The sequence below is a fragment of the Shewanella psychromarinicola genome, from assembly GCF_003855155.1.
GTDB lineage: Bacteria > Pseudomonadota > Gammaproteobacteria > Enterobacterales > Shewanellaceae > Shewanella > Shewanella psychromarinicola.
The window spans coordinates 2,230,043-2,242,538 of record NZ_CP034073.1; the positions used below are offsets into that span (position 1 = coordinate 2,230,043).

Sequence of the window (12,496 nt, forward strand, 5' to 3'; positions counted from 1 at the left end):
TAGAATCAACAAGCCTAGAGCGCTGCGCTGCTAGGATGCTACGCAGCTAGATGCTATAAAATCTTAACAGCGAAGCTGTCCCTAGCAGGACGAAGTCCGTCCTAGCAGCGAAGCGCACTATAGCAGGACGAAGTCCGTCCTAGCAGCGAAGCGCACTATAGCAGGACGAAGTCCGTCCTAGCAGCGAAGCGCACTATAGCAGGGCGCAGTCCGTCCTAGCAGCGAAGCGCACTATAGCAGGGCGCAGTCCGTCCTAGCAGCGAAGCGCACTATAGCAGGGCGTAGGTCCGTCCTACTAGGTTGGTAAGTCGTGAAAACGCAAGCGGCAAGGGCAACCACTAATAGCGTTAACCACCAAGTAAGTTTAGTTTTATCCATTTATTCTACCCCTTAACCCATCGATTCATTCCCTCTCTTATCCAGGGTTGAGGTTAAGTAATAAAAAAACCGCCCCATGGCGGTTTTTGTTGTTAATACTGAGCGACAAACATTATTCATCATCATTAGCTCAGATTTACACTGATTAGCATCACTTATTAACACATAGTGACTTAGAACGCGTAACTGACGCTCGCCAATAAGGTGCCTGAGTTTTTATATAGCCCAGAGCTCACTTCGTAATCACCATTAATGTCGGTGTCTAGATAGGCAACCGAGATGCCAAAGCCGGCGACTTCAGTTGATACTCCAACAGAGTAGTCTGAGTAGCTATCAAAGCCTTCACCGTCATCAATCGCGTCACCAAAGTTGTAGCCATAATGCACATCTAGGCTCCAGTTTTCAGTAAACTCCCAGCCGTAATTGATTTCGGTGTAATGTAGATCAAGATCGCTGCCACCATAGTCATTGGTAAACCAATAGGCGGCTCTAAAACCACTAAAATCAATACCTGCGCTGACTTCTAAATAGTCTAAATCGCTTTCTCCTGGGTAGTTATAACGGTACAAGGTTAAGTCATAACTGGTGTTGTCGTTAATCTCGCCGTAGTAGCCCGCGTACAGGTCTACTTCTATGTCTGGGCCGTTATATCCGGGCTCATCAAAGTCGACATTACTGCCCCAAGCACCAACAAAAAAGCCGCTTTCATGGCTCCAATCAATATTGGCTTGTAGCGCTGGGTCACCGGCTGTTTGTGATACACCACGGAAACGATAATCGTTGGTTACAGTAACCGCACCAGACACTTCTGCCGTAGCTAACGGAGCCAGTAGGGTAGCTGATAACGTTAATCCGCTTAACAGTGCAATTCGCGTTCTTTTTAATGTGTTCGACACGATATTATCTCCATTTACATAAAATGCAGCCGCTGGTCTCCAGCTACTGCGTATGCCACTTATCAGAGTCAAAACCGCAAGGGCCTTGTCTGTACCGCATGGCGGTTAAACACTATGTTTGCTCAAGCTGTTGTTCAAACATAACGTAGATTTTTATACAGTGATTGACTACCTCCCATGTACCGGAAAACCCAGCAGGAATAACAAATTTATCACCTACATTGACGGTTAAGCTTTTGCCTCGACTGTCGGTGATAATGCTGCAGCCTTCGAGAATATCGCAATACTCATATTCGCTATAATTGATATTCCAACTGCCTGGTTCACTTTGCCAAATGCCAACATTAAACTGCTTGCACGGGCTTTGAAAATGGTTTTGCACTGACTGCAGTGGATCGCCAGTAAGCCGTTTTTCATCAGTTAAATGATACGACTCAACCGCAGTTGATTGGCTACTAAAAAGCGTAATATCGTTAATATGCTTCATCGTTGGTTTCATTTATTTCATCGTCGGCATAATAAAAGCCGAAGGTTCGTTATTGTCGATTTTTGCTTGTGGCCAGCGGGCGGTAATGGCTTTTCGCTTAGTATAAAAACGCACTCCATCTGGACCATGCATGTGTAGCGGTCCAAATAGCGATCGTTTCCAACCGCCAAAGCTATGAAATGCCATCGGTACTGGGATCGGCACATTAACGCCGACCATGCCCACTTCAACATGGTGACAAAAGTGGCGTGCAACTTGGCCGCTTTGAGTAAAAATAGCTGTACCATTGCCAAATTCGTGTTGGTTGATCAGTGCCAACCCATCGGCATAGTTATCGACTCGGACGATAGCTAACACAGGACCAAAAATTTCTTGTTGGTAAATGCTCATCGTTGGCGTGACATGATCAAATAAGCACGCCCCTAAAAAGTAACCTTGCTGGTGATCGCTAATACTAATATCGCGGCCATCAACCACTAAGGTCGCGCCTTCATTCACGCCAGCTTCAACATAGTCGCGTACTTTGGCTAAGTGCTGAGCTGAAATTAACGGTCCCATGTCCATTTCTGGGGTAATACCACTGCCCACCTTTAAGGCACTAATTTGCGGTAATAATGCAGTGACTAATTTGTCGCCGACATCGCCTACGGCCAATACCACTGAAATGGCCATACAACGTTCACCTGCACTCCCATATGCCGCACCCATTAACGCATTCACGGCTTGGTCTAAGTCAGCATCTGGCATTAATAGCATGTGATTTTTAGCCCCACCCAATGCTTGCACCCGTTTACCGTGAGCAGAGGCTGTGGTGTAAATGTATTCGGCAATCGGAGTTGAGCCAACAAAACTGATGGCGTGTACATCGGGGTGGGTCAGTAAGGCATCAACCGCTTCTTTATCGCCGTTGATGACATTAAATATGCCATTAGGCAAACCCGCTTGCTTAAGTAATTGGGCAAGGAACATCACTGCACTAGGGTCTTTTTCAGACGGTTTCATGATAAAAGCATTACCGCAGGCTATGGCGATGGGGAACATCCACATCGGTACCATGACCGGAAAGTTAAACGGCGAAATGCCTGCGACAACCCCCAAAGATTGGTTGACTGACCATGAATCAACGCCGCCACCGACTTGTTGAGTGTGTTCGCCTTTGAGTAAATGTGGAATACCGCAAGCAAACTCAACCACTTCGAGTCCTCGAGTGATTTCACCTTTGGCATCGTCTAGCACTTTGCCATGCTCAAGGGTAATAAGTTTGGCCAATTCATCAACATGTTGTTCGACTAAGGCTTTAAATTTGAATAATACCCGGGCACGATTCAGTGGCGTGACTTGCGACCAAGTTTGATAGGCATTTTTGGCAGCAGCTATCGCCAAGCTGACTTCATCGTGACTCGCCAATGATACTTGGCCACGGGCTTCACCGGTTGCGGGATCATAGATCCTTTGATTGCGCTGACTGGCTGGCGTGTGTTGTCCATCGACAAAATGAGTGATGTTAAGCATGAACAGGATCCTTTTAAGCCAAATATGTATTCAAAAAGTGTATTAAAAAAGTGTATTCAAAAACATTAACCAACAGCGTTAATTGCATCGCTAATGTGATTAACCATGTCGTCGATTTGTGACTTCTCGACAATCAGTGGCGGCGATAATGCGATAATGTCAGCGGTTGCCCGCACCAACGCGCCATGTCTAAAGCAGTGATCAAAAATGGCATAACCTCGTTTACCCACGCCTTTATCGCTCGGCGCCAGTTGAATACCGGCAACTAAACCGGTATTACGAATATCAATTACGTTGGCTAGTCCTTTAAGGCTGTGAACCGCTTGCTCAAAATAAGACTCAAGACCTTTAGCGCGCTCAAATAATTTTTCATCTTCATATATCGATAAGGTTGCCAGTGCTGAAGCCGCCGCCACCGGATGGCCTGAATAGGTGTAACCATGGAAAAACTCAATTAATTCATCAGGGCCATGCATACAAGTGTCGTGAATGGTATTACTGACAAACACTGCGCCCATTGGAATAGCACCATTATTAATGGCTTTGGCAGTGGTGATCATGTCTGGGGTGACTTGCCAACGTTCACTAGCAAAAGCGGCACCAAGACGGCCAAATCCGGTGATCACTTCATCAAAAATAAGCAAAATACCGTGCTTTTGAGTGATTTCACGTAGGCGCTTTAGGTAACCTTCTGGCGGTAAAATGACCCCTGCCGATCCCGACATGGGCTCGACGATCACAGCGGCAATATTTTCGGCGCCGTGTAAGGTAATCAGTTGTTCAAGCACTTCGGCTTTATCTAAGCCATGTGGAGGCAAACCGTGGCTAAAGGCATTATTGGCAATGTCGAGGGTATGAGGTAGATGATCAATGCCTTGGAGTAATTGCTGGCTGAAGGTTTTGCGATTATTGCTAATGCCACCGACGGATATACCACCAAACCCCACGCCATGATAGCCAAGCTCACGGCCGATAAACCGAGTTCGTGTTGCTTGGCCATTAGCGCGATGATAACAAAGTGCCATCTTTAGGGCGGTATCAACCGATTCTGAACCTGAATTGGTAAAAAACACCTTATCCAATCCATCTGGACTTAATTGACAGAGTTTATGGGCTAATTCAAATGCGAGCGGATGACCCATTTGAAACGACGGCGCATAATCCATTTGACTGATCTGCTGGCTTACCGCTTGGGAAATCTCTTGGCGGCCATGTCCGGCATTGCAACACCATAATCCAGCTGTCGCATCGAGTATTTTATTACCATCGATATCGGTGTAATACATGCCTTGGGCTGATACTAATAATCTTGGATTGGCCTTGAATTGCTTATTAGCGGTAAAAGGCATCCAAAAATGTTCCATGTTGGGCCACATTTGCGATGAATCGCCGCTATTGTTTCGCTGATATTGGCTCATAAATTGACTCTATATTGATCGCTACAATTATGGGAGATCCATCTCACATTGGTTAAATTATGAGTGGTTAATATTTGCTATGCTATGTCAAAAATAATGAACGTTAAAGTGTTTTGTGCATTTATTTATACTAAATGAGCTATTTTTGTAAAATATATTGAAAATATCTTGCTGTTCAGCATAATCTGGTGACAATATTCACTAATATTATTGTGTCGATAGTTGCTTTTATGCGACACAAATCTTGTGTTTGGCATCTACCTAATGGGTGCGTATCAATCCATTTATTATTTCGAGGTCACAATGAGTACTCCAACAAGCCGTCGCGATTGGGAAGCACTAGCAGCGAGTCTGACAATTACCGGGCAAGCCTTCATTAATGGACAATATCAAGGTGCCTCTTCGGGTGACACATTTGACTGTATCAGTCCTATTGATGGCCAAGTATTAGCCAAAGTGGCTAGTTGTGATATAGCCGATGCTAACCTTGCGGTGGCGAATGCGCGTGAAGTGTTTGAAGCGGGTACTTGGTCAATGTTACCGCCCGTTAAGCGTAAGCAAGTGATGATTAAGTTTGCCGATTTACTTGAAGCCAATGCCGATGAGTTGGCGTTACTTGAAACCCTCGATATGGGTAAGCCAATTCAATATTCCAAAGGTGTTGATGTGGTCGGTGCCGCCCGCGCCATACGCTGGTTCGGTGAAGCGATAGATAAAATTTATGATGAAATCGCTCCAACTGCTCATAATGAGATAGGCATGATCACCCGTGAGCCAGTAGGCGTAGTCGCCGCCATTGTGCCATGGAATTTCCCGATGATTATGGCATGCTGGAAGCTTGGGCCTTCGCTCGCCACCGGCAATAGCGTTATTTTGAAACCCTCCGAGAAATCACCGCTTACCGCTATTCGTATGGCGCAATTAGCGATTGAAGCAGGTATGCCCGCGGGGGTGTTGAACGTATTACCCGGCTATGGCCACACTGTCGGTAAAGCGTTAGCTCTGCACATGGATGTTGATACTTTAGTCTTTACTGGCTCAACTAAAATTGCCAAACAGTTAATGATTTACGCAGGCGAGTCGAACATGAAACGCGTGTGGCTAGAAGCCGGAGGCAAGAGCCCTAATATTGTGTTTAATGATGCACCAGATCTAAAAGCGGTAGCTGAAGCGGCGGCTACTGCCATTGCTTTTAACCAAGGTGAAGTGTGTACTGCGGGCTCACGCTTATTAGTGGAGTCGGGCGTAAAAGATGAATTGATTAAGCTCATAGCCGAACAAATGCAAGGCTGGCAGCCTGGTCACCCACTTGATCCTAAAACCACTTGCGGTGCAATGGTCGATCAACAGCAGCTGACCAATGTATTGAACTACATTAAAAGTGGCAGTGAGCAAGGTGCCACCTTAGTCGAAGGCGGACAGCAAGTGATGGCTGAAACCGGCGGTATGTATGTGCAACCGACCATTTTTAGTAATGTTAACAATGACATGACCATTGCCAGTGAAGAGATTTTTGGCCCGGTATTATCGGTTATTGAGTTTGATGGCATGGAACAAGCCATCAAAATTGCCAACGATACTGTGTATGGTTTAGCGGCTGGAGTGTGGACATCAAACTTAAGCAAAGCTCACAAAACGGCCAAAGCACTCCGCAGCGGCATGGTGTGGATTAATCATTATGATGGCGGCGATATGACCGCGCCGTTTGGCGGATACAAACAGTCGGGTAATGGCCGTGATAAGTCATTACATGCGTTTGATAAGTACACCGAAATCAAAGCCACTTGGATAGTCCTATAACTGGGATTTTTTATGGTGATTGATATCAAGCCCTTTAGTGATAAAGGGCTTTTTTATTGCTCATCATCGGGCGGGATAATTCAGAGCAAATACTCCGGTTTTGTTTAACAAGTACTTCCCTATTGCTGACGCCTTAAATCGAGCGCAGGTTAAGCAAAATTAACGCTAAAATATTAGCTATTGCGGTAGACTCAAAAGCATTATTTACATCAACATTTCATACACGGATGAATGCAGATGACCCATAAGAGCTTCTCTCGTTTGGCTATTATTGTTGCTGGTGGTTTTTTTAGTTTTATTTTGTGGATTATTTACCTCGCCAACACGGGCGGTCACAGTGTGTTTTTCGACTTAATAAAACATGTCCCCTACGGCGATAAAGTCGGCCACATGTTGTTATTCGGTCTATTAACGTATGTTGTCAATTTAGCCTTACTCAGTCGTCATTTTTGTATCGGGCGCCTTCCGCTTTATTACGGCGCTGTGTTAGTGTCGATATTCGTCTTGAGTGAAGAAATCAGTCAGGGTTTTATCCCGTCAAGAACATTAGACATCATCGATTTAGTTGCCGATGCTGTAGGTATTATTTTATTTAGTTATTTAAGTGGATTAACTCAGCGCTATTTGGACAATCATCGCCATCAGACTCGCTTAAGTTAACATCAATATTTGCCATCAATTGTAAGAGAGGTTTAATGTGAATTTTCCTTTAGTGACTACCGATTGGTTAGCGCAACACCTAGAATACCCAGAACTTGTGTTACTTGATGCCAGTATGGAAGTGGTATTGGGTAAAGAGCCATTGGTATACGATGAGCTTTATGTTATTCCTGGTGCGCTATCTTGCCAAATTGACAAGCTACTTTTTGATCATCGTGCTTCGCAAACCCATGCTATGCCAACAGCAGTGCAATTTACCGATGCTGTGCAAACGTTAGGGATAAACCATAACAGCACAGTGGTAATATACGACAATCAAGGTATTTATTCTGCGCCGCGTGCGTGGTGGACCTTTAAATCGATGGGCTTTGATAAGGTATTTGTGCTTGACGGTGGCTTACCGCAATGGCAAGTAGAAGGGCGGGATACTGTGCGCCAGTTTGCCTCTGCTACTCATTCTGGCGATATCAAAGGCCGTTTGCAGCAACACAAGGTATGTGACACTGAGTTTGTGTTAACCCATCTTGGTCATGCCAAAGTTGATATTATTGATGCTCGCGCAGCAGGGCGTTTTAATGGCACTTCACCAGAGCCCCGTGTTGGTATGCGCAGTGGTCACATTCCCAGCTCGCTGAGTTTGCCGTTTGCTCAGGTTTTAAGTCGGTTTAAAATGAAATCACCCCGTGAGTTGCAAACCATTTTTGCGGCTTTAGATACTAGCCATAATGCTCAACGGGTGTTCAGTTGCGGTTCTGGGATCACAGCCTGTATTTTGATTTTGGCGTCCTATGCCGCAGGGCATCATCAAGCGGTGCTTTATGATGGTTCATGGGCGGAATGGGGCGGGGATGCTGCGCTTCCAATAGAGTAGGGCAAATTGAATAATTGGTCGGTATTTTTTGTTTTATGGCCTGCGGCCACTAACGCTTAAGATCGCAAGGTTCCACCCTGCACGGGCTATTAGATTATGGCCTGCGGCCACTAACGTCGTGGCGTTTCACTCACACCAGATTAAGATCGCAAGGTTCCACCCTGCACGGGCTATTAGATTATGGCCTACGGCCACTAACGTCGTGGCGCTTCACCCACACCAGACCAAGAGGAAACCAACGGCTGTTCCCTCTTGGAACTCCCAGCCGCCCCGCAACATTTTCAAACAGCGAAAAGGTCGCCATGGGGTCAGATCCAGCTTTTAACCTCATTTGAATCTTGCCTCGGTCTTATTCGAAAATGCTAACGCTTCCGATGGGGCGTCCCTTCCCCTCGAAAGCTAGCCAGACATCCATGTCTGGACTCACGCTATTTTCTTCAACGGCCTCAATTTTTATTGAGCCTGAAGCTATGGAACAGCTCACGCATTCTTTGGTAAAGAGTCTTCAACGGCCTCAAGTTCAGAGTTGAATCACGCCAATTGCAAGCAAGGTAGGCAAATCATTTATGCCCCATTCCTTGCTAGGGATGCCAATTCGCCAATTTCAACTTACTGAATAATTTTCAGTCTATTCGGGTAATAAAGGTTTGCTCGTCATCCACAAAAGCTACAAAGCCGCCGTGATAGATAAATACCCGACCACGTCCCTCAACTAAGCAGGCAAGCTGTGGGTTCAAATCTTCTTCGTTACCCTGTCTTTGATATGTGCCGATATCGGTGATTACGCCGCTGAGAGTAGGCAAATATCTATAAGTTCGCTTTGCTTGATCAACCAGGTTCAATTCGCTGGCGGTAGAGAAGCAAGAGGGTATCGTACCGGCTTCTTCGATAAACATAGTTTTCAGTTCTTCAAAAGCTGTGATCACTAGCCAGTCGATGCCGTTAACATGATGGATAAACATTGAGTTTCTCGGTAATTCTGATGCGGAGATTTTAACATTATCAGGGGCAGAACGTAGTAGAGATTTAGTGATTCTGTGCAATTTACGGTCATTCACTAGGCCACCTTGAAACACGTCTTTGCCCCATTATCATTTAGAACAATAACACTACTATTTGGTGGGATGCTCACCAGCCATTACTTATGCTATTGATCATTTACTAGATCCCTCCAGTTCAATCGATATGCGTTACACCGATTATCGGGATAATCAACGCAAAATCATGCAAATGGTTCCCGAAGAGTTCATCCGGCGTTACCTATTGCATGTGCTGCCAAAAGGCGTGATGCGGATAAGGCATTTTGGTTTTTTAGCCAACAGTTGTCGATGTAAAAAGTTAAGCCAAATCCGCTCACAACTGGCAATGAAAGCCCCCAAGAAAGAAAAGGTGATAGAGCCGTTAGGGCATTGGTGTTGCCCGCAATGTGAAACGGGGCGGTTACAGTTTATGGAACTCATCTCGCTATTAAAAATAGTCGAGCGCGAAGCCGCACTGAGGCTGTCGGGCTAAATGCCCAAAAATGAGTGATGTGGACCATGAAACGGCGTGCTTAGTTAATACAGAATTAGCTGGGACGACAGCACACATCATCACGCAGGCAAATCGCTATGCAATACAGTAACAGGACGATAGAAAAAGATGAAACAGTTCAAAACCTGCCTTAAAAGGTGTAATCAGAACAACCGATTAGCCGAAGTGCTGTACAAAAAACAACTACCGTAAAAAAGCAAATTCCTATAGCATAAAGCATACCGATTAATATGGATGTGGCATCGGCCAAGTCCAACAAGCGATTTATGCCCTGCAAACAGCGCAACGCATAAATACTAAAACGTTAACTTCCTAGGGATAGAATGAGTATACGGAAAGCTACAATTAATGATGCAGTAGGAATTCGATCTCTAATCCTGAGCGCCGCTGAACCAGAAACCAACTCTGACTTTAATAAAGAAGGTGTTGTACACTTTAAAGAAAGCCTTGAATTGAAAGCTATAAAAGCACGCATCCAAAATAAAAACTATTTGATGTTATGTTTTATCAAGGAATACAAAATTGTCGGAATAATAGCAATTTTCAAAAAAGAAAAGTTAAGTCAGCTTTTTGTTGACCCTACTTCTAGAAAGTTAAATATCGCTAAACAATTGTGGTCAGCAGCAAATGAAATCTGTATAGCTCAAGGAGGTAATGGAAATTACTGGGTAAAGTCTTCAACTATGGCTATTCCTGTTTATGAGCGTTTCGGTTTCCGCCTTGATTCGGTTCAACAAAATACAGACGGTATAATTTTTCATACAATGTTGTTACAGTCATGAATACGGAAGTTAACAAGAGACTATGGCGTCAATAGTTAATTTTATGCTTTTGGCGCTTCCCATAAAACACCATCTCTTAGCATCGAATTTAAGATCACAACCATCTTCCTGATGCAGGCAATAATAGCCACTTTCTTTGGTTTTCCTGCAGCCACTAATCGCTGATAAGTCCCTTTAAAAACGGGGTTAGACTGTATCGCTGACATCATGGCCATGTATAAAACGGTTCTAACTTGATGTCGTCCTCCTTGGATTTTTCGGTGGCCTTTGAAGCGTCCACTTTCTTTATTCATTGGTGCTACACCGACTAACGAACTGGCTTCTTTGTTATTGATATAGCCTAATTCCGGTAGATTGCTGATGATTGACGCTGCGGCAATTTTACCTATCCCTTTCATGCTTTGCAGGATGAGGTTTTTAGCTTGATAGTCAGGGTTTGACTCGATGAGATTGACGATTTTAGTTTCAATTTTTGCAATCTGATTTTTAAACACCGTCAGGATAGGTTTGATGGTCATCGCAAGTTCTTTCGGAAGAATTTGAAGTCTATTCTTCTCCATAGTTTGCATGACCAGTAGTTGATTTCGTCTTCCGACCAAATCGCTCATAGCCTGCATGATATCGGGTTTTAGCGTTGATAGACGAGGTTTGATGGCCTCACTGTAATGAGCGATAAGTTGTGCATCTAGCTTATCGGTTTTAGCTCGTTGGCCAATTGCACCAGCAAAGCGTTTTATGTGTACAGGATTAGCGATAACGAAGGGTAAATTGGCATTAGCACAAGCGATGATAAAGGGCATTTCAAGCCTCCCAGTCGCTTCTATAACAATACGTTCAGGGTTGTGTTTTTTTATGAGTCTCACGGCTTCTTTGATGCCTTTATCATCGTTAGACACGGTAAAATAGATATCGAGTGGTCGAATATAAATGTCGAGTTGGTACTTGCCAGTATCGACACCGACGTTAATGTTTTGATTAGTTTTTGTTTTCATAATAAGCTAACTCTTGCTTGCAAATGCGGGTTCGAGACCCAGTAGACTATTCGAGTATTTTGCTTGGAGTCGTTTGTCGCGTTCTTTCTTGTTATCGGTCTCTCAATAGAGGATCCGTCATTCAATCGAACTACGACAAATGAAAGCTTTAGTTGCAGCTAAAGCCTGGGTCTCACATTACCCGAAACTGGGAATTATGTGTAATTAGGTGGGTTTATTATCCATACAAGTCACTCAAAAGGACAAATAACAGTTGGTTTTTGCTCCTTCGTCGCTTATTTTAACCAACTATTATTTGCCTCTTAGTGAGGCGTTGAACGAAGCCGCTGCGCGGAGCCAAATCAAGCTTCAATTGACTGTATTACTCGTATTGAATCAGCTAGACTTAAAAAAGATGTGATGGAACACCACAATGACAAGGGAATTTCAATGAAACACGTACAAAACAAGCCACATAATCAGTTCAGAACTGCTCTACAGCCCATAGCCAGCATCAAAAAAAGCAAATTCCTATAGCATAAAGCGTACCAATTAACCTGGACTCGGCATCGGCCAAGCCCAACAAGCGATTTATGCCATGCAAACAGCGCAACGCATAAATACTAAAACGTTAAATGGCAATGATGGCATGAAGACTCTTCAGCAGAAAAATGATGAACATTCGAAGTTGATAGCTAAGGAAAGGCATAGCGCACTCTATTTGGCTTTGTCGCTATTTCCAATAGTTACAATTTTTGGCTATGACTTCTATCAAGGTTTTTTTGGTAAAGAAGCTCTTGGTTTTCAACCTGCATTTCTAGTGTTTGGTACTTTGCTCTTTGCTTTACCATTTCTAGCAATTGGCCAAATGCTCATACTTCCATCTTGGCTCAAGTTGACCTCATATGTATGTATTCAAATCCTATTCACCTCATTGTGGTTTCTCGATGGATTATTATGGCTTGCAATAATTCCGCTGATTGTAATTTTTGGCATACTACAGTACCAATTACCTGAGATCCGGAAATCCACAGAGCAAAATGAAAATGCCACTTAACAAGCTGCTAAATTCAGATTCACCAAGGCTGTCATGCCATTTGCTGAGCAAATCGCCCGCCAGCACATGGCTCACTTATTAGCAGGGCGTTAAACCTCTAAACCAACGTTTAGAGTATAATTCAAACTTTA

The 12,496-nt window shown here is 44.2% G+C and carries 11 protein-coding genes and 1 pseudogene; 6 read left to right on the forward strand and 6 right to left on the reverse strand.

Going from position 1 to position 12,496, the window contains the following annotated elements:
- Window positions 1–551: 551 nt before the first annotated feature.
- The 4 genes from EGC80_RS09750 to EGC80_RS09765 form a co-directional block, all read right to left on the reverse strand.
- Complete coding sequence (locus EGC80_RS09750) at window positions 552–1,274, reverse strand: TorF family putative porin (protein WP_124012301.1); 723 nt, start codon at window positions 1,272–1,274, stop codon at window positions 552–554.
- Between the two features lie 112 nt (window positions 1,275–1,386).
- Complete coding sequence (locus EGC80_RS09755; RefSeq protein ID WP_124012670.1) at window positions 1,387–1,761, reverse strand: cupin domain-containing protein; 375 nt, start codon at window positions 1,759–1,761, stop codon at window positions 1,387–1,389.
- Between the two features lie 12 nt (window positions 1,762–1,773).
- Window positions 1,774–3,273, reverse strand: coding sequence for a CoA-acylating methylmalonate-semialdehyde dehydrogenase (locus EGC80_RS09760; protein ID WP_124012300.1), 1,500 nt, complete (start codon window positions 3,271–3,273; stop codon window positions 1,774–1,776).
- Window positions 3,274–3,338: 65 nt separating this feature from the next.
- On the reverse strand, window positions 3,339–4,691 hold the full coding sequence (locus EGC80_RS09765) for an aspartate aminotransferase family protein (RefSeq protein WP_124012299.1): 1,353 nt from the start codon (window positions 4,689–4,691) through the stop codon (window positions 3,339–3,341).
- 303 nt (window positions 4,692–4,994) lie between these two features.
- Here EGC80_RS09765 and EGC80_RS09770 point away from each other — a divergent pair, with 303 nt between their 5' ends.
- The 3 genes from EGC80_RS09770 to EGC80_RS09780 all read left to right on the forward strand — a co-directional run bounded on the left by EGC80_RS09770 (window position 4,995) and on the right by EGC80_RS09780 (window position 8,022).
- Window positions 4,995–6,491 carry an aldehyde dehydrogenase gene (locus EGC80_RS09770; RefSeq protein WP_124012298.1) on the forward strand — a complete coding sequence of 499 codons (1,497 nt, stop codon included), beginning with the start codon at window positions 4,995–4,997 and terminating at the stop codon, window positions 6,489–6,491.
- 237 nt (window positions 6,492–6,728) lie between these two features.
- Complete coding sequence (locus EGC80_RS09775) at window positions 6,729–7,151, forward strand: VanZ family protein (RefSeq protein WP_124012297.1); 423 nt, start codon at window positions 6,729–6,731, stop codon at window positions 7,149–7,151.
- Window positions 7,152–7,188: 37 nt separating this feature from the next.
- Entirely contained in the window at window positions 7,189–8,022 is an 834-nt protein-coding gene (locus EGC80_RS09780) for a sulfurtransferase (RefSeq protein WP_124012296.1), read from the forward strand.
- 623 nt (window positions 8,023–8,645) lie between these two features.
- Here EGC80_RS09780 and EGC80_RS09785 read toward each other — a convergent pair.
- The gene (locus EGC80_RS09785) at window positions 8,646–8,984 is read right to left on the reverse strand and encodes a cytosolic protein (protein WP_123776827.1); all 339 of its coding nucleotides are present in this window, start codon (window positions 8,982–8,984) and stop codon (window positions 8,646–8,648) included.
- Window positions 8,985–9,207: 223 nt separating this feature from the next.
- Here EGC80_RS09785 and EGC80_RS09790 point away from each other — a divergent pair.
- Both EGC80_RS09790 and EGC80_RS09795 read left to right on the forward strand, forming a co-directional pair.
- Window positions 9,208–9,534, forward strand: a pseudogene (locus EGC80_RS09790) (transposase); the annotation flags it as partial.
- A gap of 344 nt (window positions 9,535–9,878) precedes the next feature.
- Window positions 9,879–10,337 carry a GNAT family N-acetyltransferase gene (locus EGC80_RS09795; RefSeq protein WP_124012294.1) on the forward strand — a complete coding sequence of 153 codons (459 nt, stop codon included), beginning with the start codon at window positions 9,879–9,881 and terminating at the stop codon, window positions 10,335–10,337.
- Between the two features lie 41 nt (window positions 10,338–10,378).
- Here EGC80_RS09795 and EGC80_RS09800 read toward each other — a convergent pair whose 3' ends face one another.
- Window positions 10,379–11,329: an IS110 family RNA-guided transposase gene (locus tag EGC80_RS09800; protein ID WP_124012293.1), complete on the reverse strand. Its 951-nt coding sequence runs from the start codon at window positions 11,327–11,329 to the stop codon at window positions 10,379–10,381.
- A 577-nt stretch (window positions 11,330–11,906) separates the two neighbouring features.
- Between EGC80_RS09800 and EGC80_RS09805 the strand changes: the two genes are divergently transcribed.
- Window positions 11,907–12,365, forward strand: a complete 459-nt coding sequence (locus EGC80_RS09805) for a hypothetical protein (protein ID WP_124012292.1) — start codon at window positions 11,907–11,909, stop codon at window positions 12,363–12,365.
- Window positions 12,366–12,496 lie beyond the last annotated feature (131 nt).